This window comes from Rhizobium sp. BR 314, from assembly GCF_047445805.1.
Taxonomy (GTDB): Bacteria; Pseudomonadota; Alphaproteobacteria; order Rhizobiales; family Rhizobiaceae; genus Rhizobium; species Rhizobium lusitanum_B.
Genome location: NZ_JARWLA010000002.1, coordinates 38,738 through 62,188, shown reverse-complemented (window position 1 = coordinate 62,188; position 23,451 = coordinate 38,738). Strand labels below are relative to the sequence as shown.

The window sequence follows — 23,451 nt, the reverse complement described above, 5'->3', positions numbered from 1 at the left end:
CCTACCGCATCCGACGAAAGCCGTGAGGGAACGGTAACACGCAGCGCCGCTAATTTCTGAACGAAGGCTAAGCCTCCGCAGCATGATTTGCAAAGATTTCGGGCGGTTGACAGATGTTTTCGTGCTTGGTGAGCAAGCGCACTGTCATTCATCACGAGCTTTCATTGCCGATATGAGCGCCAGGGCCTTTTACTCCCACGACCCGCCCAATAATGTCGCGCCGACTCGAATCTGGGAGACCTCATATGCTGACGATCTACGGCGTCTATCGCTCGCGCGCCTCGCGCAACTACTGGATGGCTAGGGAGCTCGGTATCGAGTTCAAATCCGTACCGGTCATCCAGGGCAGCCGGCTTGTCAATCCACTCGCCGCCGATGCACCGATCAACACGCTGTCGCCGGAGTTTCTGGCCGTCAATCCGATGGGCATGATCCCGTGCATCAAGGACGGCGATCTGATGATGCATGAATCGCTTGCCATCAATCTGTACCTCGCCCGCAAATATGGCGGCCCGCTCGCGGGCGCGACGATCGACGAAGAGGGGTTGATGACGATGTGGACCATGTGGGCCGCAAACGAAGTCGAGCCGCACAGCGTCGCGATCGTGCGCATCTATGACAATGCACAGGAGAATAGCGAACCGGGCAAGGCCGGGATCGCCGTTGCCTGCCGCTCGCTGAAGCGGCCGCTCGCCGTCTTGGAAAAACATCTGTCAAATCAGCAATATCTTGTCGGTGGCCGCTTCACCGTCGCCGACCTCAATCTTGCGGAAGTGCTGCGCTACGCTCAGACGGAACGGGAACTCTTCGACGCCCATCCTGCGGTGAAGGCCTGGATCGAACGCTGCCAGTCACGCGCCGCCTACAAAGCCATGCAGGCAACCCGCGGCCAAGAGCCGGTCTGAATCCGTCTGGAATCCAAGACGTGGAGCATAATGTCGGCCTGACATCACCTAGGTTTTTCGGCATCATGCTCTATCGGAAGAGACGCATGCTCTCTTCCATTTCCTCGCGGATCCAGGCCTTGAAAGCGGTGACCTTCTTCGGTTCCCGCACACCTTCGGCCGCAACAAAATAGTGGCCGAAGCCGGTCTTGGCGCGGATGCCGAAGGGGTCGACAAGGCATTTCTGCTCCAGGGCATAGGCGGCCAGCGTCTGCCAGGCGAGCATCACGCCCTGCCCGGCCATAGCCGCATCCAGGCACAGCGAGGCGTCGTTGAAGATGTGCCGCTCTTCCATGCCATGGCCTGATAGGCCTGCGTGTTTCAACCAGATCTCCCAACCGAACATCGCATGGCCGTCGATGACGGCCGGCACCTTCAGAAGATCGGCAGGCTCGTGGAGCGTGGCGGCCACCCGCGGTGTGACGACGGGAAACACTTCCTGCGCCAGCAACAGCTCGGATTTGACATCCGGCCACCGCCCGTTGCCAACCCGAATGCCGATATCGACATCCGACGTCGCCGGATTGATCAGCTTCGTCGTGGCGTCGATGCGCAGGCGGATATCGGGGTGACGATTGGCAAAGCGATCGAGGCGGTACACCAGCCAGCGGGCGGCAAAAACCGGGGCAACGGAAATGGTGAGGATATTCTCATCCTTATGCTGCGCGACGGCCACCGCTGCCGACAGAGCCTTGAAGCCCTCCTCCAACCGGGCCAGTACTGCGCCACCGGCTTCGGTCATCAGCATGCCCTTCGGCGTGCGCTCAAACAACGGTCGGCCCAATTGCGCCTCAGCCTTGATAACCTGCTGGCTAACCGCGCCGATCGTTACGCCAAGTTCATCTGCAGCGGCCTGCAGGGACCCCAGCCGCCCCACCGCTTCCACGGCTCGAAGACCGTTCAAATGTACGCTGTTGAGATTTCGCATATAGAATATCTATATCAGCATCTCATCATTCTCAATTGAATAAAGCGCAGAACGGCGCGATTATTGCAGCATGGAATTGAAACCCGCCGCCGCCCGACCGGCTGATGCCCCCATGGTTGCATCTATGCGGAGAATTTCTGGAGACATGCCATGTCTATATTGAAGTTTTTCTTCAATGACTTGCGGGATGAAGACCGTGAGCGGAAGAACGACCCGCTGCAGCACCCCACGCTCGCTACAATGTCGCTGGAGGAGTTGGCCGACTTGCCGTTGATGCCGGAAAATCTCGGACGCCCTATGGACAAAAGAACCGTTCAACCGGAAGAATGCGTGTAAGAGGAGTACTTACCTACGCGCACAGACATGACAATGAACGTCGATATGGACACCATAGCGGAGCGGCTGCGGCGCCTTGTGGCGCAAGCTCGGTTGCCGGAGGTCGAACCCGGTACACATTACGGCCTGCCGGCTTTCAAAGTCGGCGGCAAAGCTTTCGCGACCGTCAAGAACAACGAGACCATCGTCCTAGCTTTGCCGATCGACCGCAAGGAGCAGCTGATCGAAATGGCGCCGGAGATCTATTTCCAGACGGATCATTATGTCGGCTGGCCTGCTCTGCCTCTGCGCATCGATGCGATCGAAGATGAGGAACTGGAACTGCGCTTGATCGAGGCGTGGCGATACCGCGCCCCGAAAAAACTTCTGGCCAGGTTCGGCTGAGGCCCTCAGCCGGCTTCGACGGCAAGCGCCTTCTTGACAGCAGGGCGCTCAAGCATGCGAGCATAGTGAGCGCTCACCTTTGCGAACTGGTCGCGATCGACGCCGTCTCCCGGCAGCCACTTTGCGATGGTGAAGAGATAGCCGTCTGCAACCGTATATTGATCGCCCATCACCCAAGGCCCCTGGAGCATGCCGTCCTCGATAAGCGCGAAGCTCTCCGTCATGGTTTGCGGCACTTTGGCTTTCATCGCCTCGATGGCTGCGGCATCGTCCGTCCAGCGATAACCACGCCCCTTGTGCGAATGGTTGACGTGGACAGTCGACGACAGATAGCTATTGAAGGCCTGCATCTGGGCGAACGCGAAGGGATCGTCGAGCGGCGCCAGCTTTGCGGCGGGCACGATCTGGGCAAGGTAAGCCAGAATCGCAACGTTTTCCGTAATCAAGCCCTTGTCCGTGACCAGCGCCGGCACACGCCCCTTGGGGTTGACAGCCAGATACTCCGGCTGGCGCTGATCGCCATTGGCGAGGTTGAGGCGCCGGGGCTCATAGGCGAGACCGGATTCTTCCAGGGCGATGAGGCTGGCAAGAGCACAGCTTCCGGGCGCAAAATAGAATGTCAGCATGTTCCGTTCCTCGATTGGATTCCCGGGGAAGCTAAAGGCAAGCCGGGCAATACGGAAGTGGCCGATGCTGATACCTTCTACAAAAGGTTTTGATCGATCGGGAATGCATGCCCATCCTCATGGGGCTAGACTATGAGGATGGGCGAGCGTGTCAGGCGCAGCCGGGAACGTCTTCCAGCTTGTACCAGACGGGAATGCCGCGTTCGCGGGCTATGCGGACATCATTATCCGCCCCCTTGGAATCGCCCGGCAACCTCAAAACTCCTTCGCAAAGCTGCAGCAGCCGGCCGGCCGTCGGGTGGAAGATCTCTTCATAAAGATCGTCGCCGATGCTCTTGCCGCCGGCAGCATGCCAGATTGGCAGAGCGACCCATTCGCCGATCATTGGCAGATGTCCGGCCTTGAACAGGGCGTAGGATGGCTCCTCCAGACGCTTGAGGTTCCCGGCCATTTTCTTCGGATCGTCCCCGGTGCCGGAACGATAGGGCCCGGCGATCAAGATCAACATGTCATTTCTCCATTTTCCTCCTGCTTCCTGCAGGAATTTGCACGAATATGCGCATATTCTCTTGAATGTCGAATATATTTTGATAGAATCGCGATGTTTCGTGAAATAACGTGCAGAGATCGACATGCTCACCAGCCAACGCAAAGCCCTCATCCTCGACAGATTGCGCCGTGACGGCCAGGTGGTCGCCAAGGCACTGGCCGACGATCTCAGCCTGTCGGAAGACACGATCCGCAGGGATCTGCGGGAGATGGCGACGGAAAAGCTCTTGAAACGCGTGCATGGCGGCGCATTGCCGCTTTCCCCCGACCTGCCGGATTTCTCGGCGCGTCAGGCGGTGTCGTCGGAGGAGAAGCGGCGACTTGGCGCGTTTGCCGCGCGCATGATCGAACCGGGCCAGACTGTGTTTCTTGACGGCGGCACCACCAATGCCGAGATCGTCCGCCACTTGCCCAAGGATCTGGCCGTCACCATCGTCACCCACAGCCCGACCATCGCCAGCGAGCTGGAGCATCATTCGGCTATCGACGTGATTCTGATCGGCGGCAAACTCTACAAGCACTCGATGGTGACAACAGGCGCTGCGGCCATGGCGGCGATCGCCTCGATACGACCCGACATTTTCTTTCTTGGCGTTACCGCCGTTCATCCGGTGCGAGGCGTCTCCACCGGCGATTTCGAGGAAGCCGCCATCAAGCGGCATATCGCTCAATACGCGGCGGAAACCTATGTCTTGGCGACAGCAGACAAGCTCGACGCGGCGTCGCCGTGCCAGATTCTGCCGGTGACGGCGGTCTCCGGCCTGATCGTGCCGCCAGATATTTCCGAGGAGAGTCTGACACCCTATCGCAACGCCGAGGTGCCGATTCTGCCTGCCTGAAGCCGGCATTGTCGTCGAAGGACTGGAACAAGCGGCGGCATTGGGATTTAGATGGCAACGAACATGATCCGGTCGAAGATTGATCCTACCTCAGGCTGAGATGGCCTGCCCAGCAGCGATTACCGATCAGGTCCAGCTCAAACCTTGCAGGTTACGGTCGCACATGAACGAACGCCGCATTCACCAGATCTTCGAAATCAGCATCCTGCTGAAAGGCGCCCACGCTCTGATCGAGTGCATTGGCGGCCTGATCCTGGCGCTCGCCAGCACCGATTCCATCCTGCGCCTGGTGAACTGGATCATGCAGCCCGAACGGCTCAACGACCCCAAGGACTTCGTGGCGAGCCACCTGCATGCCTGGGCGCAAGACTTCTCCGTCGGCACCAAGAATTTCTATGCCTGGTATCTCTTGAGCCATGGTGTAGTGAAGGTGCTGCTGGTCATCGGCCTGCTGAGGGGCAAGATGTGGGCCTATCCGGCATCGCTGGTGGCGCTCGGTTTTTTCATCGCCTATCAGTTGTACCGCTTTACGGACACGCACGGCATCGGGCTCATAGTCCTCACCGTGTTCGACCTGTTCGTCATGGTTCTCATTTGGCACGAATACAAAATCGTCCGGCAACATGTGCCGGCACGATAGAGCGCCGTGCTTCCTTTCGGAAGCATGGCGCTCTATCTCTTTGAATCTACGCATCGGCCCGAAAATCGTTCAGGTTTTCGGGCCGATGCTGTAGGTCAGAGGCCGTAGCAATGAGTAGAGTTACGCCGTCAGGGCCGAAGCCGGCCTGATATCGCCGACGTGGATGCCGTTCCAGTTCTTGAAGGACTTGTTGGCGTTCGCCATCAGGCCGGCATGAACGGCACCGTCCTTCTCGAAGAAGCGTGCAAGCGTTGCGGCAACCATGACTTCCGTAGCACGGCCGGTGCCATCGTCGCATTTCAGAGCGATGGCGATACCCTGCTCCGGAATCGAGGCGCAGAACACGCCTTCGGCGCCGGTCTTGGCGAAGATGCGGCCTGGAGCGACCTGCATCAGCTTGGTGCAGGCGCGGTCGGTGCCCGCGACGTAGAAGGGTTCGGCCATGCAAGACTCGAACAGCCGGCGCGACGCCTTGGCGCGCAGCGGCTCAAGGCCGACGCCGGTTGCCATCTTGGCAAAGCCATGCGCCAGCCCCTTGAGCGGCACTGCATAAGTTGGGATCGAGCAGCCATCCGTGCCGCAATTGTCATGGCCGAGAGCGGCGCCGGTCAGGCTCTGCATGGTGTCGCGGATCTGTTGCTGCAGCGGGTGCTCGTAGCCGACATAGCCCTTGGGGTCGATATCCTGATGGCAGCAGGCGCAGACGAAGCCGGCATGCTTGCCAGAGCAATTGTTATGCAGCGCAGTCGGCTTGTCGAGCGTGCGCGCCTGGTGGATGAGAGTCTTTTGATCGGAAGACCAATGCGCGCCACATTCCAGCGTGCCGACATCGCGGCCGGCGCGCGCCAGCATGGAAGCGGCAAGCGCAACATGCTCGTCCTCGCCATTATGGGAGGAGCAGGCGAGCGCCAGTTCCTTGTTGCCGAAGCCATAGGCGTCTGCGGCGCCGCTTTCGACCAATGGCAGGGCCTGCATCGCCTTGCAGGCGGAGCGCGGAAACACGCCCCTGTCGATATCGCCGACCGAGAAGACCACCTTGCCGTCGCCATCGACCGCAACGATGGAACCGCGATGGCGGCTCTCGATCAGATTGCCACGGGTGACTTCGACGCAGACGGGATTCGACATGATGGGATGCAGCCTTTGATTTGCGGGATGGCCACTGATAGCCGCTGCGCCCCGGATTGCCAATCTAGGATCTGTCCATCCGCATGAAAAAGCGGATCGCTCAGGCGGTCGGGCTGATCCGGTATGCGCATCGCCGCGCGCCGAGCAGAATATGCTCCTCCCGCTCGACGTGCGCATCGAGCACGATGCGGAAGGTTTCAAGCTCGGACCGGCAGAAGCCGGCGCAGGCGCAGGCAGCGGCACATATCGGGCAATGATTCTCCACCAGCATGAGCGAGCCATCTTCGCGTTGCCAGTGATCGGCCATATAGCCCTCCTGGGTGCGGATGGCGGCAAGGCTTGCGACGCGTGACGCCAAGTCGGCGGCGAGGTCGATTTCGCTGCGATAGCGCCGCAGCGTCTCGGTTTCACGGGCCGAGATGACGGCATCGACGGCACCCTGCCCCAACTGGCTGACCATGGTCGCAAGCAGGGTCGCTGTGAGATCCGCGTGCCCATCGGGAAACTGCCGATTGCCGGCGGCCGTCAGGTGCCAGAGCTGCCGCGGCCGCCCTCTACCCGCTGCCGCCTCCGCCACGGGCTCGACCAGCCCCTCCTCCGCCATCTTCGTCAGCTGCTGGCGCGCCGCCTCGGACGATATGCCCAGCGCATCGCCGACAGCTGCAACGAGTTGCGGTCCATCGGTTTTCAACAGGATCAGAATTCTGTTGGCAGGTGATTGGCGCATTTTTCCAAGTTGTCTCTTGTTTTAATTCGGTTGCTGTGTAATTTTCCAAAGCATAACTTGGAAAATAACCAACCGCCAGAGCTTTTCCGTTTTTTACACGGCGTCACGGAAATGCTCCGTCTCTTTGCTTCACGCAGTTCCGGACCCAGCATCGCTGAGCATGTTTGCCGGGATTGCATTCAGGAAATACCGAGGCTCATCCGATGTCCAGCATCGAACACTCTACTCCCCTCAAGTCGGCCACCATCTTCACCCTGTTCTCGCCAAGGCTTCTGCCCGCAACGTTGATGCTTGGCGGTGGCGTCACACTCTATGCCGTCGAATCCTACATCACGGCCACCATCGCCCCTTCTATCGTCCGCGACATCGGCGGCCTTGAACTGTTCTCCTGGATGACGACGCTTTTCGTCGCGGCAGGCGTGCTCGGCTCGATCACGGTCGCGACCCGGCCGAAGGGCATCGGCCTGCGCGCCGTCTATATTGCGGCAGCTCTCACCTTCGGTGTCGGCAGCCTGCTCTGCGCCATCGCACCGACCATGCCGGTACTGCTCGTCGGCCGCGCCGTTCAGGGCTATGGCTCGGGCATGCTGTCGGGCCTTGCCTATGCCTTCATTCGCTTCATCTATCCGGAACCGCTGTGGCGCAGGGCGTCGACGCTGTATGCCGCCATCTGGGGCGTGGCGACCGTGCTCGGACCGACACTCGGAGGCCTTTTCGCAGCCGGAGGCGCTTGGCGGGAAGCCTTCATCGTTCTGGTGCCATTGGCCGTTCTTATGGCGCTTTCGGCCCGCCGGCTGCTGCCCGATGTCGCGGACGACCGCATCGACACCAGAACGCCGCTCATTCAAATCATACTTCTGCTTGCCGCAGTCCTGTTCGTCAGCATTGCCGGGACGATCGAACACGGATCCTACAAGGCCACACTGATTGCGGTTTCGATCGCGCTCGTCGCGACGATGGTCCTGATCGAACGCAAGAGCGAGATACGCCTTCTTCCCTATGGCGCCGTCATGCTCAGCAATCCGATCGCGCGGCTCTACCTGACGATATTCACGATGATGCTTGTGCTGACGAGCGACATCTATATCCCCTACTTCCTGCAGACTCTCCATGGCGTAACGCCGCTGGTTTCCGGCTACCTCGTGGCGCTGGTAGCGCTCGGCTGGACCATCGCCGCCTTCTTCAGCAACTCATTCACTGGCAGGCCGGCGGCCATCGCCATCATAGCCGGCTGCATTCTCGAAACGGCTGCCACGGCATCGTTGATCCCCTTCCTCGCAACCGCGACGCCCTTCTCGGAAGTCGCGACATTTGCGCCGGCCGTGATCGCCATGTTCCTGATGGGCTTTGGCGTCGGTCTCGGTTGGGCACATCTCGTCACCAGGATCATCTGCACTGCCAGGAAGGCCGAGCAGGACAAGGCCTCAGCGGCGATCTCGATGACGCAGTCGCTTGGGGGCGCCTTCGGCGCGGCGCTGACCGGCGTCATCGTCAATAGCGCAGGACTGACCCATCCGGGCGGCATCGCCGGCGGCCTATCCGCTGCACATTGGCTCTATGCGTTGATGGCCGTCCCCGGTCTGGTCGCGATCGTCCTTTCCTTTACGATCAAGCCAGCTTCAGCATGATCTTGCCGATGTGATCGCTGGTTTCCAGCAAGCGGTGCGCCGTGATCACATCGTCGAAGGAGAATTCCTTGTAAATGACGGGGGCGACCGTGCCCTCGTCCAGCAGCGGCCAGACCTGAGAAAGCAGGTCGTCGCGAATTGCGCGCTTCTCCTCCGCCGTGCGCGGGCGCATGGTGGAGCCGGTGACCGTCAAGCGCTTTACCATGATCGGTGCCAGATTGATCTTGTCCGCAACTGCACCACCAAGGAAAGCGATGATCGAGAGGCATCCGTCGCGGGCGAGCGACGCGAGGTTCTTCTCCAGATAGGCGGCGCCGATCATATCGAGAATGATGTCGACGCCTAGGCCCGTCTCGGCCTTGATGACCTCAGCAAAATCCTCTTGCTTGTAGTTGATCGCCCGCTTCGCACCGAGCGTCTCGCAGGCCTCGCATTTTTCCTTCGAGCCTGCCGTCGCATAGACCGTTGCGCCAAAAGCACGCGCAAGCTGGATCGCCGTCGTGCCGATGCCGCTGGAACCGCCGTGGATCAGCACGCTTTCGCCTTCGGTGAGGCCGGCCATCTGGAAGAGATTGGCCCACACGGTGAAGAAGGTTTCGGGAAGTGCTGCCGCGCGCACCGCGTCATAGCCATTGGGGAAACGCAGCGCCTGACCGGCGGGCAGCGCGCAATATTCGGCATAGCCGCCGCCGTTTGCGAGGCCGCACACCTTGTTGCCGATCGCAAACTCGGTGACGCCGGGCGCGACATCGACGACTTCTCCGGCGACTTCCAGCCCCAGTATGGGGCTTGCATCCTTCGGCGGCGGATAGGTGCCTTGCCGCTGCGCCACATCCGGCCTGTTCACGCCGGCTGCCTCGACGCGAACGAGGATTTCGCCCGGGTTCAGAGTGGGCAGAGGTTTGCGGCCTATGGTCATAACCTCAGGACCGCCGAAGGTCGGCAAATCCACGAAACGCATTTCAGACGGCAAGGGCATCGCACAATCTCCTATCCCGATGGAGCACTGGAGATAGTTGAGCCGGCGACGCTTGAAAAGGAGGGACCGTACGAGGGCGTCAATTCGTCTCGGCGAGAGCGAGGAAGGCGACGCCGACGCTGCTCTCCTTCGCCTTGGCCTTGATGCCGGCGATTGAGGTACTGACGCGGTTGATATTGTCGATCACCAGTCCCTCGGGTAATTGCAGCATACCGATCGAGCAGCGCATGAGCGGGAACTCGGCTTCGGCGCCGCTGCGGTCGTGGCCGTGGATACGACCGGCCGCGCGGTCTTCGGCCGAATAGAGATTGAGCACATCCGCATGAAAATCGGCAAGCAGCCGGTCCAGAACTTCGCGAAGCTCTGCCATGCTCCAGCCGCTGACGCCGATGAAGAAATCGTCGCCGCCGACATGGCCGAGGAAATTGCGCTCGGCAAAGAAATAGCGGCGCATGAGCGCCGCAAACAAGGAAATGGCATGATCGCCGAGATGGAAGCCATAGGCATCGTTGAACGGCTTGAAATTGTCGAAATCGCAATAGCAGAAGTGCCTGACCTCATCTCCGTCGCGGCCAATGCTCTGCATGAAATCGTGGATCGCCCTGTTGCCCGGCAGGCCGGTTAGCGGGTTCTGATCCTGGGCGATCTTCAGTTGCTTCTCGTTGATGACCTTGATCAGCGACGCGGCCGAGACGATGCCGGCATAATGCGTGCCTTCGGTGACGATCAGGCAATCGCTACTTTCCATATTAGCGAAGATTGCCATCAGCGTATCGGCGTCGGAATCGAGGCCGACGATCGGCGCCATCTCGACGAAATGCGAGATTGAGCGCTCATAGACCTTGTTCTTCAGAAGGTCGCGGCCAAAGGGCTGATAGATATATTCCTTCAACTGGTACTCGTGGATGATGCCGCGCGGCTCGTCATTGGCATTCACGACGGGGAAATAGGCGCGGCGCGGATTACGGCGAAAGAGCTCGAAGACGCTATCGATACTGTCGCTTTCGCGGATGGTCGGCAGCACCTCGATCTGCTTGCGGATGAGGATTTCGTCCAGCGATTGGCTGTTGCGCGCCGTCTTGCCGAGATCCTGCAGATGCGGAAAGCTCTGTTTCAGCTCGTTGACCAGCACCGTCGGGCGAGCAATGAACCAGCCCTGGACCAGATCAACACCGAATTCCCGGCAGGTCAGGAATTCCGCTTCGGTCTCGATGCCTTCGGCGATGACGCGCGTTCCGAGGACGTGGGCGATATTGACGAGATTTCTCAGAATATGCCGCTTGCGGGCGCTGCGGTCGATATCGACGATGAAATGCCGGTCGATCTTGAGATAGTCGACCGGATAATCAGACAGTAGCTTCATTTCACCATGGCCGACGCCGAAATCGTCGATCGCCAGCTTGAAACCCGCATTGCGCAGCTTGGACACCAGCGCTGAAAACCCCGGCACCATAGTATTGTCGAAGCGCTCGGAGAGCTCGAAGCAGACGGACGAAGGCGCAACTCCGGCCTTCTTCATGTGCTGCAGCAAACTGTCGACCAGTGCGATGCCCTGCGAGATCAGGCGGACATCCAGATTGAGGAACAGGGTTGCGGCACCGACATTGGGAAGTGTGGCAAATTTTGCCAGCGCCCGGCTCGTCACCATCTGTTCCAAACCGAGAAGCTGGCCGGTGCGCTCGGCTTCGTCGAGTATGTCGATCGGACTGTCGAAACCGATGCGTTCCTGGCCGCGCATCAGCGATTCATAGCCAAATACAGCGCCGGTACCGGCTTCCACGATTGGCTGAAATGCGTTTTCGATCACGAGCTTAGCGAGAGTTACGATCTGGTCGCTGGCATACCGGCGCAAAACTCCGGGCTCGACTGCGGCAGTCAGGGACATGCCCATCTCCATACGGATTTTTTGATCAAATTATTTGAGTAAAACTTTGGATCTACCGCGTTTTCAACCTAAGATGCGCTATAAAGCGTCAACGAAACCTTTCCCGTATGTGAAAGTTTCGTGAATGGTAAAGCAATATTAACCATTCATCCGGCCGTAAATTCGGGCTCACCGGCATACATCTTGACGCTCGGACAAGAGTTACAACTCAGTTATGCGTGTGCGTTTCCGCCTCATAATCCGCGAACATGTCGGCAACACAGCGCCCGCCCCTGTTCGTCTCATCATTGGCGGCGATCGGCACATCGCAGACATCGCTTCGCTTGCGCGCAGCATCCCACATGCGAAGCGCTTCGCGCACGACTTCACTGCTTGAGGCATAGGTGCCGGTGTCGACCGCAGCACGAATGCCGGCAGCCTGAAGCGGAGAGATGGAAACCGTTACCATCGGCATGATATTCCTCCCTTGACGTTATCAAGCGGAAATTCGCTGGAGACCTATTCCGCGACCTTCAACGGTACCTCCCGACAAGTCCCTCAGACTTGCCCGCTCCAGATGATGGCACCGTCGCTACATCAATTCGATGCCGCTCCGCCCTAGACGCAGCCGCGTAAAGAGTAGCGCCGCTCACGCTCCTTGTCAAAAAGTAGCAGTTCGTTATCCCTTTTGGGAACGCCCTTACCGCCGAAGGACGAGCCCGAAAGCGACGAGCGTCCATCCCTGGAAAATCAGATCGAACGCCAGGAAGAGTCCGAGAATCCATAGGCTGTTGACCGGCCAGCCGAGCATGATGGCGATGCCGGCAGTGGCGGTCGCGACGCCACCGATGACGATCCAGATCCAGCCGCGCTCCGGCTTCACCTTGCGTCCGACCCAGACGCGAAACGTGCCGGCGATGATCAAAGCGACAGCAAGGAACAGGGTCAACGCCGCGGAGGCGAGGAGCGGGTTGGTAAAGGCCAGAATGCCGGCAAGCGTATAGAGCAGGCCGCTCAGCACCCAGAAGAGGATATGCTCCCACCCCCTCACCTGAAAGGCCTGTACCAGATGCACGACGCCGCCGATCAGCATCAGCACGCCGACATAGTAGACCGACGCCACGGTGGCGATGAACAGATTGCCGAGCGCAATGCCGCCGCAGACCAGCAACAATATGCCGAGGCCAACAAACCAGCCCCATTTGCCGCGCATTGCAGATGAGGGAACTCCATCAAGAACATCGACCATGATCGCACCTCCTCCTGGGTGGAAGTATGACACAGAAATACAACTCGGAAAGAGCCGGTGCATTTTTCGGCGAAACCCGCCAGCGTAACGGATTTTTTTATTGATTGATCAGTCAATCAAAAATAAAGTCACGCTCAGCTCTGGAGATTGACGCATGCCGAAAGTCGGAATGGAACCAGTGCGCCGCAAGGCGCTGGTGGATGCTGCGATGCGCGTGATCGGCGATCATGGCTCGCTGACCGTCACCATGTCCGAAATCGCTAAGCAGGCCGGTGTTTCTCCTGCCCTTGCGCATCACTATTTCGGCAGCAAGGAACAACTGCTGATCGAGACCGTCCGCGTCCATCTACAGCGGCTGCGCGACAGCGTGGTGACTGCGCTCCAAGAGGCGAAATCACCGCGCGACAAGCTTTCGGCCGTCATCCGCGTCAGCTTTCAGGCCGATCAGTTTGCGCCGGAGACGATCGCTGCCTGGCTCGCCTTTTACGCTGAGGCGCAGCGCTCCGAAGAGACGCGGCGCTTTCTCGTCATCTATGCGCGCCGGCTGCACTCCAATCTGGTCGCCAATCTCAAGGCACTGTGCCCGGCAGGCGATGCCGCGCGGATCGCCGAAGGTGCTGCCGCCATGATCGACGGCCTGTATATCCGCCAGAGCCTGCGCTCCGCGCCGATCAGCACTGAAGCGTCCATCGCCCTGACGGAAGACTATCTGACGACCAACCTCAATGCGTTGAAAGGCTGACGCGATGCTGACCGTCTGGGGCCGCAAATCGTCATCCAACGTGCAGGCGCTCATGTGGTGCATCGGCGAGCTCGGCCTTGCCTATGAGCGCATCGATGCGGGCTTCAAGTATGGTATCACCGACACGCCCGAATTCCTCGCGATGAACCCGAACGGCACCGTTCCGATACTGCGCGACGGCGACGATGAGCCGCTCTGGGAAACAGGCGCAATCCTGCGCTATCTCGCCACACAATATGGCGACGATACGTTCTGGTCCAAGGACGTGCGCCATGGCGCCCAGATCGACAAATGGGCCGAATGGGCCAAGATCAACATTGCCATGAACTTTACCGGCCCAGTGTTCTGGCGCGCGGTGCGCACAGCCCCCGCGCTCAGGGACGAAAAGGCGATCAACGCGGCCGTTACCGCGCTTGGGGCGAAGCTTGACATCGCCGAGTCGCAGCTCGGACGGCATCGCTTCCTCGCTGGCGATAGCATGACACTCGCAGACATACAGTTCGGGCATATTCTCTATCGCTATTTCGACATCGACATCCAGCGCTCTGCCCATCCACAGCTTGAGCGCTACTACCAAAACCTGACCGAGCGACCTGCTTTCCAAGAGCATGTCATGGTGTCCTACGAAGAGTTGAGGGTTCTATAATGCGCGCACAACCGAAAGCCTCGCATTTCATCGACGGAGAATATGTCGAGGACACCGACGGCACACTTATCGAAAGCATCTATCCGGCGACCGGCGAAGTGATTGCCCGCCTGCATGCGGCGACGCCTGCCATCGTCGAAAAGGCAATCGCTAGCGCCAAGCGGGCACAGCCGGAATGGGCAGCCATGAGCCCGACGGCGCGCGGCCGCATCCTGAAGCGGGCCGCCGACATCATGCGCGAGCGTAACCGCGAGCTTTCCGAACTGGAGACGCTGGATACCGGCAAGCCAATCCAGGAAACCATCGTCGCCGACCCGACCTCCGGCGCCGACAGCTTCGAATTCTTCGGCGGCGTCGCGGCAGCCGGCCTCAACGGCTCCTATATCCCGCTCGGCGGCGATTTCGCCTATACAAAGCGCGTGCCGCTCGGAGTCTGCGTCGGCATTGGCGCATGGAACTATCCGCAGCAGATTGCCTGCTGGAAGGGCGCGCCTGCCCTCGTCGCCGGCAACGCCATGGTGTTCAAGCCTTCGGAAAACACGCCGCTCGGCGCGCTGAAAATCGCCGAGATCCTTATCGAAGCCGGCCTGCCGAAGGGACTTTACAACGTCATCCAGGGCGACCGCGAAACCGGGCCGCTGCTCATCAACCATCCTGACGTTGCCAAGGTTTCTCTCACCGGCTCGGTGCCGACGGGCCGCAGGGTCGCGGCTTCGGCCGCCGGCAACCTCAAGCACGTCACCATGGAACTCGGCGGCAAGTCGCCGCTGATCGTGTTCGATGATGCCGATATCGACAGCGCCATAGGTGGTGCCATGCTCGGCAATTTCTATTCGACGGGCCAGGTCTGCTCGAACGGCACGCGCGTTTTCGTCAACCGTAAGATCAAGTCCGAATTCCTGAAGCGCCTGAAAGCCCGCACCGACGCTATGCTCATCGGCGACCCGATGGACGAGGCAACCCAGATCGGCCCGATGGTGTCCTGGGCGCAGCGCGAAAAGGTGCTCGCCTATATCGAAAAGGGCAAGGCCGAGGGCGCGACGCTGGTCGCCGGTGGCGGCATTCCGAACAATGTCTCCGGCGAGGGCTATTACATCCAGCCGACCGTGTTTGCGGATGTCACCGACGACATGACGATCGCCCGCGAAGAGATCTTCGGGCCGGTCATGTGCGTTCTCGATTTCGATGACGAGGCCGACGTCATCGCCCGCGCCAATGCGACCGAATTCGGCCTTTCCGGAGGCGTCTTCACCGCCGATCTCACCCGCGCCCATCGCGTGGTTGATCAGCTCGAAGCCGGCACGCTCTGGATCAATACCTACAATCTCTGCCCGGTCGAAATCCCCTTCGGCGGTTCCAAGCAATCCGGCTTCGGCCGCGAGAACTCGCTGGCCGCACTGGAGCACTATTCGGAACTGAAGACCGTCTATGTCGGCATGGGGCCGGTGCAAGCACCTTATTGATGCAACCTCGGGGCTCAACCTCGCCCTTCGAGGCCGCCTATGGCGGCACCTCAGGGTGAGGTCGAGAGCTGCCAACAGCAAGCACGGACGATGATCCGCCTCATCCTGAGGTGCTCGCCAAAGGCGGGCCTCGAAGGATCGGGGCGGCCACAGGGAGATAAATATGCAGCAAGCAGATTTCGTCATCGTCGGCTCGGGTTCGGCCGGCTCCGCCATGGCTGCGCGCCTGTCGGAGGACGGCAAGCATTCGGTTATCGTTCTGGAGTTCGGCGGCAGCGATTTCGGCCCGTTTATCCAGATGCCGGCGGCACTTGCCTGGCCGATGAGTATGGACCGCTACAATTGGGGCTATCTCTCCGAGCCGGAGCCGCAGCTCAACAATCGCCGCATCACCGCGCCACGCGGCAAGGTGATCGGTGGGTCTTCCTCGATCAACGGCATGGTTTATGTGCGTGGCCATGCAGAAGACTTCAATCGCTGGGAAGAGCTCGGCGCCCAGGGCTGGGCTTACGCCGATGTACTGCCCTACTTCAAGCGGATGGAGCACTCGCATGGCGGCGAAGAGGGGTGGCGCGGCACCAAGGGCCCGCTGCATGTGCGCAGGGGCGATGCTCGCAACCCGCTCTTCCGCGCCTTCATCGAGGCAGGCAAACAGGCGGGCTTCGAGGCGACGGAGGATTATAACGGCAGCAAGCAGGAAGGCTTCGGCCTGATGGAGCAGACGACCTGGATGGGCCGGCGCTGGTCCGCGGCGACAGCCTATCTCAAGCCCGCGCTCAAGCGGCCGAACGTGCAGCTCATCCGCTGCTTTGCCCGCAAGATCGTCATCGAAAACGGCCGTGCAACCGGCGTCGAAGTAGAGCGCGACGGCAAGATCGAGGTGATCAGGGCGAACCGCGAGGTGATCGTCTCCGCCTCCTCGTTCAACTCGCCGAAACTGCTGATGCTGTCAGGCATCGGACCGGGTCAGCATCTGCGCGACATGGGGATTGAGGTAAAGGTCGACAGGCCGGGCGTCGGCGCTAACCTGCAGGACCATATGGAATTCTATTTCCAGCAGACGAGCCTGAAGCCGGTATCGCTCTATTCCTGGCTGCCCTGGTACATGCAGGGTATCGCCGGCGCGCAATGGTTGTTCTTCAAGAAGGGGCTTGGTACCTCAAATCAGTTCGAAGCCTGCGCCTTCCTGCGCTCGGCGCCGGGCGTCAAGCAGCCCGATATCCAGTATCACTTCCTGCCTGTTGCCATCAGCTATGACGGCAAGGCGGCGGCCAAGAGCCACGGCTTCCAGGTGCATGTCGGCTATAACCTGTCGAAATCGCGCGGCAACGTCACGCTGCGTTCCTCCGATCCGAAGGCCGATCCAGTAATCCGCTTCAACTATATGAGCCATCCGGAGGACTGGGAGAAGTTCCGCCACTGCGTACGCCTCACCCGCGAAATCTTCGGGCAAAAGGCTTTCGACGATTATCGTGGCGCTGAGATCCAGCCGGGAGCAAACGTCCAGACAGACGACCAGATCGATGCGTTCCTGCGCGAACATCTGGAAAGCGCCTATCATCCCTGCGGCACCTGCAGGATGGGCTCGAAAGACGATCCGAAGGCGGTGGTCGATCCCGACACCTGCGTCATCGGCGTCGACGGCCTGCGCGTTGCCGACAGCTCGATCTTCCCGCATGTCACCTACGGCAACCTGAACGGCCCCTCGATCATGACCGGCGAAAAGGCGGCCGACCATATTCTCGGCAAGCCGAGACTGGCGCGCTCGAACCAGGAGCCCTGGGTCAATCCGCGCTGGGAAACGAGCGATCGGTGAGATCGGTACAGCTCATCACCTGCAGCCGGTTGACGTAGCAGCACAGTCGGCGCAGAGAGACGGCCAGCAAAGTGAAGCTCTGTAAGACAGTGTGACTATCTTAAGACGTCGTTTTTAAGCAGATTGCCCGAACAGAGTCCGCAAAGACCCGTCCATCAATCCGCCGGTCACACGTCCCATGCCCCCGATCTACCGCAAGTCCAAGCTGCTTCGCCGTTCCCGCGTCATCTGGGGATCTTTCAATCTCTGGCGACCGCGTCTGGTGTTCTGGACGGGCGCTTTGGCAATCGGCGTGATCAGCGTCGGCTTTGCCAAGCTTGCGGATCTCGCACAGCGAACCTTTGCAGGCGTAACCCAATCGGGCGAGTGGATGTGGCTGCTGCCATTGGCGCTGACGCCCCTCGGTTTCGTGCTCTCGGCCTATCTCGCGGCGACGCTGTTTCCGAACTCTCAAGGGAGCGGCATTCCGCAGGCGATCGCCGCGCGGCATCTGCACCATGACGAAGATCGCACGAAACTGCTGTCACTGCGGCTCGCTTTCGGCAAGATCGTGCTGACCATATTGGGGCTCTTGAGCGGCGCCTCGATCGGCCGCGAAGGGCCGACGGTACAGGTCGGCGCGTCCTTCATGCTGGCCGTTGCCCGCTTCGGCGGCATGGCGCAGGCGAAGGGGCTGATCCTTGCCGGCTCCGCCGCCGGTATCGCGGCTGCCTTCAACACGCCGCTTGCCGGTATCGTCTTTGCCATCGAGGAGATGAGCCGCACCTATGAATCCCGCGCCAATGGTCTGGTCCTGACCGCCGTCATCCTGTCCGGTCTAGCTGCTCTCGGCCTTTCCGGCAGCTACAACTATTTCGGCACGGCCGATGCCGCGCCGACGATGTTTCGGGACTGGATCGTCATGCTGATCTGCGGCGTCGGCGGCGGTGCGCTCGGCGCCACTTTCAGCGGACTGGCGCTCTATGCCGGCATCCGTATCCGCCGCGGGGCGCAGCCGCAGCCGCTCAAGCGCATGCTGATCCTTGCCGGCCTCTGCGGCCTCGTCGTGGCGGCCGTCGGCGTAATCTCCGGTGGCCAGACCTTCGGCACCGGTTACGAGCAGGCTCGCGGCGCCGTCGAGGGCCACGCCCTGCCGCCGCTGTTCTTTGTTGAAAAGCTTCTCGCCAGCTTTCTGTCGATGATCTCAGGCATTCCCGGCGGCATTTTCGCGCCGTCGCTTGCCRTCGGCGCCGGCYTCGGCAGCACGGTGGGCACACTGATCGGCGGCAGCGTGGCGCTTGCCGCGATCCTTGGCATGGCCGGCTATTTCGCCGGCGTGGTGCAGGCGCCGATGACGGCCTTCGTCATCATTCTGGAAATGACCGGCGACCATCAGGCCGTCATCCCGATCATGGCGGTGTCGATGATCGGCTACGTCACGTCGAGGCTACTGTCTCGCGAACCGCTTTATCACGGCTTGTCGCGCGTCTTCATAGCGGCAGCAATCCGGGCTCGACGCGCAATGGACAAGGAGGCTGGCGGGGAACACGCCGCCAGCTAGAGCGTCTACCGACGCATTCCGGACGGAAACCGCTGCGCACCTTTCCCGGAAATGCTCCAGGGTCCGGATGGCTTCGCGCAACTGCGCATGGACAAGCGTCCAATGCCGTTGCTCGGCACGTCTCTCAGGCCATCAGCCTCGTAACCTCGGCGCCGTCAGCCTGCGCGACGGCATCGGCGATCGTGGTCGAGAAGAGAACCTTGCGGGTCGCATCCGCGACACGGGCAAAGACATGGCGGATTTCGCAGGTCTGCTCGCCGTCACAATCATCGCAGCGACGGTAGGCGGTGAGCGACAGACAGGGCAGTGGCGCGATCGGCCCGTCGATAATGCGAAGGATCTCCCCGAAGGTGATCTCTTGGGCCGGCTTGCGCAGGAGATAACCGCCCTGCTTGCCACGCCGACTGATCACAATACCCTGATGCTTCAGGTCGAGAAGAATCTGCTCCAGAAACTTCTTCGGGATCTTCTGCTGGGCCGCAATGTCGGAAATCATCATCGGCTCGCCTGCCCCTGACTGAGCCAGGGCAGACAGCGCCCGCAACGCATATTTCGCTTTTTGAGTAATCATTTCGAACCGCTTCACACACACATGCGATACGTTCGGCCGATGGATTCAGCCGGTCCGCTCCAGAACTCCTCAGCCCTCGTCCCGGGGGCAATTTCGAAGCACTCACACCCTTGGCGCAATGCCAGGAAATGTTAGCAACCCAGACTTGTTGTCATTCTTCGTCGCTATGCCCTTAGTTTAACTTAAAATGCGCCGCCACGCATCATTTCGGGCATCACTTCCGATTTCCATTTGACAAGCTATGTGTAACTCTACTATTTCTATAGACATTAAAGCAAGCACTTAAATATGGCGAGCCATAGCAAGTGCACCCGAAGAGCCGCTTCCGGCGGAGAAGCGCCCTGGTCAACAGCCGAGGCGGTCGCTTTTCCTTATCGGCGCTTCTTCATGGAGATATTTGCTCTCCAGCCGTATCCTTTCGAAATCTATTTTTCTGTCCGTTGCCCGGACTAGCTGCGATACTCCGGGCAACATCAGGACAGGATCCCCCATGACTGCTATCACCTCAATTGAAGATGCAGCGACACTCGACAGCCAGCTCGCATCGCTTGATCTTGCCGGCCGTCTGTCCCTCGTCGCCAGCCTCGGTGGCCGCGCCGTGTTCACGACCTCGCTCGGGATAGAAGATCAGGTGATTACAGCCGAGATTGGTAACCATCGTCTGCCGATTGAAGTTGCGACCCTGCAGACCGGCCGCCTTTTTCCCGAAACGCTTGCCCTGATCGACGAAACGGAAAGTCAGTACGATATCAACATTGTCCGTTACGAGCCGGAGCAGGCCGATATCGACGCCTATGCCGCAAAATACGGTCTGAACGGTTTCTATGAGAGCGTCGAAGCCAGGCATGCCTGTTGTGGCGTGCGCAAGCTGAAGCCGCTTGCGCGTGCACTGTCGGGCGCCAGCATCTGGATCACCGGCCTGCGTCGTGGCCAGTCTGTCAATCGCGCCGATACACCGTTTGCCGAGTTCGATCCCGAGCGTAACCTGATCAAGGTGAACCCGCTGGCCGATTGGGACATCGATGCCATCCGCGCCTATGTCGCAGTGAACAGCGTTCCCGTTAACCCGTTGCACGCACGCGGCTACCCTTCCATCGGCTGCGAACCTTGCACACGCGCCATCAAGCCGGGCGAGCCCGAACGAGCCGGCCGCTGGTGGTGGGAAAACGACGAGAAGCGCGAATGCGGCCTGCATGTTCACGAAGAGGGCGCTGCCGCAACAGCACAATAAAGCCCCGCCGGCTCCCGGCATCGATCCGAAGCGCGTTTCACCGCCGCCGGTCTGCCAGGAGCCATAGAATCTATTCCTTCCGGCCAGCCTTCCGGCCGGGGCACTTGAAAGTTCTGGAGTGATACATGCCCGATAGCCGTCCGGATACGGAAATCTCCAATCCGCAAAGCACGAAGCCGCCGCTCGATCCGCATCTGAAGGCGCTGGAAAACGAAGCCATTCATATCTTCCGCGAGGTCGCAGCCGAATTCGAGCGTCCTGTCATGCTCTATTCGATCGGCAAGGATTCGTCGGTGCTGCTGCATCTGGCACGCAAGGCCTTCTATCCCGGCCGTGTCCCCTTCCCGCTCTTGCATGTGAACACCGGCTGGAAATTTGCCGAGATGATCACCTTCCGTGACGAGATCGTGAAGAAGTACGATCTCGATCTGATCGAGCACATCAATCCGCGCGGCAAGGCGGAGAACATCACCCCGTTCACCTATGGCTCGGCTCGCTATACCGACGTCATGAAGACGGAAGCGCTCCGTCACGCGCTCGATGCCGGCCAGTTCGACGCCGCTTTCGGTGGTGCCCGCCGCGATGAAGAGGCCTCGCGCGCCAAGGAGCGCATCTACTCCTTCCGCACGCCGGACCATCGCTGGGATCCGCGCAACCAGCGCCCGGAACTCTGGAACGTCTACAACGGCCAGATCCGCAAGGGCGAAAGCGTTCGCGTCTTCCCGCTGTCCAACTGGACCGAAGTCGATATCTGGCGCTACATCCAGGCTGAAGAGATCCCGATCGTGCCGCTCTATTTCGCGGCCAAGCGCCCGGTTGTCGAGCGCGACGGCATGATGATCATGGCGGCGGACCCGCGGCTTGAATTGCTGCCCGGCGAGGCCAAGCGCGAAGAGCTCATCCGCTTCCGTACCCTCGGCTGCTTCCCGCTGACAGGTGCGATCCGTTCTACCGCCACGACCCTAGAAGAGATTATTGCTGAGCTGGAAATTGCCACGGTTTCCGAACGCCAGGGCCGCGCCATCGACCGCGACCAGTCCGGCTCCATGGAAAAGAAGAAGCGCGAAGGATATTTCTGAGATGACCGCAAACGCAAATATCGTCGCCCTACCCGCCGCCGAACCGGCCAAGGCCGTCCGCGATTCGCGCCCGCTTCGCCTGATCACCTGCGGTAGCGTCGATGACGGCAAGTCGACGCTGATCGGTCGTCTGCTCTGGGATACCAAGGCGGTCAAGGAAGACCAGGCCGCGACGCTACGACGCGATTCCACCGGCAAACAGAATGATCTCGGCCTGCCTGATTTCGCACTGCTGCTCGACGGTTTGCAGGCCGAGCGCGAACAGGGCATCACCATCGATGTCGCCTATCGCTATTTCTCGACGGACAACCGCTCCTTCATCGTCGCCGATACGCCCGGTCACGAGCAGTACACGCGCAACATGGCGACCGGCGCCTCCACCGCCGATCTCGCCGTTCTGTTGATCGATGCGCGCGTGGGTATTCTCGAACAGACCCGCCGCCATGCGACGATCGCCTCGCTGCTCGGCATCAAGCAGTTCGTGCTGGCCGTCAACAAGATCGACCTGACGAATTACGACCGCGCCGGCTTCGAAAAAATCTCGCATGATTTCCGCGAGTTCGCGCTCTCGCTCGGCGTCAAGCAGATCACGGCCATCCCGATGTCCGCTCTGAAGGGCGAAAACGTCGTTTACTCCGGCCAGGCCGTCATGCCCTGGTACGCCGGCCCGACACTGGTCGAAGCGCTTGAGCAGGCAACCGTCCGCTCCTCGCAGGCTGTCGGCTTCCGCCTTTCCGTGCAGCGCGTCTCTCGCCCGGGCGAAAGCTTCCGCGGCTATCAGGGCACGGTCGCCGGCGGCTCGGTGAAGCCGGGCGACAGCGTCATGATCCTGCCGTCGGGCATGGTCGCCAATGTCTCCAAGATCGTCACTTTCGATCTGGTGCGGAACGCTGCCGTTGCCGGTGACGCAATCACCCTGGTTCTCGACCGCCAGGTGGACGTATCGCGCGGCGACATGATCGTGGCAATCGACAGCCAGCCGCAGTCGGGTCTGTCTTTCGATGCACAAGTTGTGGCGCTGCAGCCCGAGGGCATCGAGCCCGGCAAGCGTTACTGGCTGAAGAGCGGCAGCCGTCGCCAGCGCGTCCAGGTGCAGCCGATCGCGCAACTGGAACTGAAGACCGGCGCTTGGGCACCGGCGCAGGCGCTGTGGATGAACGCCATCGGCAAGGTTCGTCTTTCCTTCGATGAAGCCGCCGTCTTCGACCCCTACGACCAGAACCGTTCGACCGGCTCCTTCATCCTGATCGACCCCGAGACAAACAATACAATCGCCGGCGGGATGATCACCGGCAAGCGCACGGATGTCGGTGGCATCCACAAGGAAGGCCAGCGTGTTCTCCTGTCGCTGCCGGCCGATCTCGCCGAGCAGATCATGGCAAGCGAACTCTTCGCCAGCCGCCGCGACGAAACCGACGTTCGCCGCGTGACCGCCGCGCAGGCTGCGGAAATCTGGAGCAATGCCGCAAGCGACATCTGATCGCGGCATAGTCTGAAACAACGAGAGGCCGACTTCGATCGGCCTCTTCTTAAAAATAGTGC

At 60.4% G+C, this 23,451-nt stretch carries 24 protein-coding genes; 14 read left to right on the top strand and 10 right to left on the bottom strand.

The window, feature by feature from the left end; all coding sequences use genetic code 11:
• Window positions 1-245: 245 nt before the first annotated feature.
• Window positions 246-905 carry a glutathione S-transferase family protein gene (locus QD461_RS02825; protein WP_414086392.1) on the top strand — a complete coding sequence of 220 codons (660 nt, stop codon included), beginning with the start codon at window positions 246-248 and terminating at the stop codon, window positions 903-905.
• A 70-nt stretch (window positions 906-975) separates the two neighbouring features.
• On the opposite strand, the gene QD461_RS02820 is transcribed toward QD461_RS02825, so the two are convergent.
• Window positions 976-1,872, bottom strand: coding sequence for a LysR substrate-binding domain-containing protein (locus QD461_RS02820; RefSeq protein ID WP_414086391.1), 897 nt, complete (start codon window positions 1,870-1,872; stop codon window positions 976-978).
• 150 nt (window positions 1,873-2,022) lie between these two features.
• On the opposite strand from QD461_RS02820, the gene QD461_RS02815 reads away from it, so the two are divergent.
• Window positions 2,023-2,208, top strand: coding sequence for a hypothetical protein (locus QD461_RS02815; RefSeq protein WP_414086390.1), 186 nt, complete (start codon window positions 2,023-2,025; stop codon window positions 2,206-2,208).
• 27 nt (window positions 2,209-2,235) lie between these two features.
• Window positions 2,236-2,592 carry an MmcQ/YjbR family DNA-binding protein gene (locus QD461_RS02810; protein WP_414086389.1) on the top strand — a complete coding sequence of 119 codons (357 nt, stop codon included), beginning with the start codon at window positions 2,236-2,238 and terminating at the stop codon, window positions 2,590-2,592.
• A gap of 5 nt (window positions 2,593-2,597) precedes the next feature.
• Here the strand turns inward: QD461_RS02810 and QD461_RS02805 are convergent, their stop codons facing one another.
• Together QD461_RS02805 and QD461_RS02800 are read right to left on the bottom strand one after the other, a co-directional pair.
• Window positions 2,598-3,218 (bottom strand): glutathione S-transferase family protein, encoded by a 621-nt coding sequence (locus QD461_RS02805; RefSeq protein WP_184701132.1) that lies wholly within the window; start codon window positions 3,216-3,218, stop codon window positions 2,598-2,600.
• 151 nt (window positions 3,219-3,369) lie between these two features.
• Complete coding sequence (locus QD461_RS02800; protein WP_414086388.1) at window positions 3,370-3,726, bottom strand: DUF4406 domain-containing protein; 357 nt, start codon at window positions 3,724-3,726, stop codon at window positions 3,370-3,372.
• Between the two features lie 124 nt (window positions 3,727-3,850).
• Here QD461_RS02800 and QD461_RS02795 point away from each other — a divergent pair, with 124 nt between their 5' ends.
• Window positions 3,851-4,606, top strand: a complete 756-nt coding sequence (locus QD461_RS02795; RefSeq protein WP_414086387.1) for a DeoR/GlpR family DNA-binding transcription regulator — start codon at window positions 3,851-3,853, stop codon at window positions 4,604-4,606.
• A gap of 163 nt (window positions 4,607-4,769) precedes the next feature.
• Entirely contained in the window at window positions 4,770-5,246 is a 477-nt protein-coding gene (locus tag QD461_RS02790) for a DUF2127 domain-containing protein (RefSeq protein ID WP_414086386.1), read from the top strand.
• 120 nt (window positions 5,247-5,366) lie between these two features.
• Here QD461_RS02790 and QD461_RS02785 read toward each other — a convergent pair whose 3' ends face one another.
• Both QD461_RS02785 and QD461_RS02780 read right to left on the bottom strand, forming a co-directional pair.
• Complete coding sequence (locus tag QD461_RS02785) at window positions 5,367-6,374, bottom strand: asparaginase (protein ID WP_414086385.1); 1,008 nt, start codon at window positions 6,372-6,374, stop codon at window positions 5,367-5,369.
• A 100-nt stretch (window positions 6,375-6,474) separates the two neighbouring features.
• Window positions 6,475-7,101: a helix-turn-helix transcriptional regulator gene (locus QD461_RS02780; protein WP_414086384.1), complete on the bottom strand. Its 627-nt coding sequence runs from the start codon at window positions 7,099-7,101 to the stop codon at window positions 6,475-6,477.
• A 203-nt stretch (window positions 7,102-7,304) separates the two neighbouring features.
• On the opposite strand from QD461_RS02780, the gene QD461_RS02775 reads away from it, so the two are divergent.
• Window positions 7,305-8,729 carry an MFS transporter gene (locus QD461_RS02775; RefSeq protein WP_414086383.1) on the top strand — a complete coding sequence of 475 codons (1,425 nt, stop codon included), beginning with the start codon at window positions 7,305-7,307 and terminating at the stop codon, window positions 8,727-8,729.
• On the opposite strand, the gene QD461_RS02770 is transcribed toward QD461_RS02775, so the two are convergent.
• The 4 genes from QD461_RS02770 to QD461_RS02755 all read right to left on the bottom strand — a co-directional run bounded on the left by QD461_RS02770 (window position 8,710) and on the right by QD461_RS02755 (window position 12,821).
• The gene (locus QD461_RS02770) at window positions 8,710-9,708 is read right to left on the bottom strand and encodes an NAD(P)H-quinone oxidoreductase (RefSeq protein WP_414086382.1); all 999 of its coding nucleotides are present in this window, start codon (window positions 9,706-9,708) and stop codon (window positions 8,710-8,712) included. The two genes, QD461_RS02775 and QD461_RS02770, sit on opposite strands and share 20 nt — an antisense overlap.
• 79 nt (window positions 9,709-9,787) lie before the next feature.
• Window positions 9,788-11,593: a GGDEF domain-containing protein gene (locus QD461_RS02765; RefSeq protein WP_414086381.1), complete on the bottom strand. Its 1,806-nt coding sequence runs from the start codon at window positions 11,591-11,593 to the stop codon at window positions 9,788-9,790.
• A gap of 208 nt (window positions 11,594-11,801) precedes the next feature.
• Window positions 11,802-12,047, bottom strand: coding sequence for a ribbon-helix-helix domain-containing protein (locus tag QD461_RS02760; RefSeq protein ID WP_414086380.1), 246 nt, complete (start codon window positions 12,045-12,047; stop codon window positions 11,802-11,804).
• 225 nt (window positions 12,048-12,272) lie between these two features.
• A complete protein-coding gene (locus tag QD461_RS02755) occupies window positions 12,273-12,821 on the bottom strand; it encodes an HdeD family acid-resistance protein (protein ID WP_414086379.1) in 549 nt (182 codons plus the stop codon).
• A gap of 154 nt (window positions 12,822-12,975) precedes the next feature.
• Here QD461_RS02755 and betI point away from each other — a divergent pair, with 154 nt between their 5' ends.
• The 5 genes from betI (at window position 12,976) to QD461_RS02730 (ending at window position 19,028) form a co-directional block, all read left to right on the top strand.
• A complete protein-coding gene (gene betI / locus QD461_RS02750; RefSeq protein ID WP_414086378.1) occupies window positions 12,976-13,563 on the top strand; it encodes a transcriptional regulator BetI in 588 nt (195 codons plus the stop codon).
• Window positions 13,564-13,567: 4 nt separating this feature from the next.
• Window positions 13,568-14,209 carry a glutathione S-transferase family protein gene (locus tag QD461_RS02745; RefSeq protein ID WP_414086377.1) on the top strand — a complete coding sequence of 214 codons (642 nt, stop codon included), beginning with the start codon at window positions 13,568-13,570 and terminating at the stop codon, window positions 14,207-14,209.
• On the top strand, window positions 14,209-15,672 hold the full coding sequence (betB, locus tag QD461_RS02740) for a betaine-aldehyde dehydrogenase (RefSeq protein WP_414086376.1): 1,464 nt from the start codon (window positions 14,209-14,211) through the stop codon (window positions 15,670-15,672). Before QD461_RS02745 ends, betB begins: the two co-directional genes overlap by 1 nt.
• A gap of 163 nt (window positions 15,673-15,835) precedes the next feature.
• A complete protein-coding gene (gene betA, locus QD461_RS02735) occupies window positions 15,836-17,488 on the top strand; it encodes a choline dehydrogenase (protein ID WP_414086375.1) in 1,653 nt (550 codons plus the stop codon).
• A gap of 178 nt (window positions 17,489-17,666) precedes the next feature.
• Complete coding sequence (locus QD461_RS02730; protein ID WP_414086374.1) at window positions 17,667-19,028, top strand: chloride channel protein; 1,362 nt, start codon at window positions 17,667-17,669, stop codon at window positions 19,026-19,028.
• Between the two features lie 124 nt (window positions 19,029-19,152).
• On the opposite strand, the gene QD461_RS02725 is transcribed toward QD461_RS02730, so the two are convergent.
• Window positions 19,153-19,599 (bottom strand): RrF2 family transcriptional regulator, encoded by a 447-nt coding sequence (locus QD461_RS02725; RefSeq protein WP_414086373.1) that lies wholly within the window; start codon window positions 19,597-19,599, stop codon window positions 19,153-19,155.
• Between the two features lie 490 nt (window positions 19,600-20,089).
• Between QD461_RS02725 and QD461_RS02720 the strand changes: the two genes are divergently transcribed.
• From QD461_RS02720 to cysN, 3 genes are all read left to right on the top strand, one after another.
• Entirely contained in the window at window positions 20,090-20,830 is a 741-nt protein-coding gene (locus QD461_RS02720; RefSeq protein ID WP_414086372.1) for a phosphoadenylyl-sulfate reductase, read from the top strand.
• Between the two features lie 125 nt (window positions 20,831-20,955).
• Entirely contained in the window at window positions 20,956-21,909 is a 954-nt protein-coding gene (cysD, locus tag QD461_RS02715; RefSeq protein WP_414086371.1) for a sulfate adenylyltransferase subunit CysD, read from the top strand.
• Between the two features lies 1 nt (window position 21,910).
• Window positions 21,911-23,389, top strand: a complete 1,479-nt coding sequence (gene cysN / locus QD461_RS02710; RefSeq protein WP_414086370.1) for a sulfate adenylyltransferase subunit CysN — start codon at window positions 21,911-21,913, stop codon at window positions 23,387-23,389.
• The last annotated feature ends 62 nt before the right edge of the window (window positions 23,390-23,451 follow it).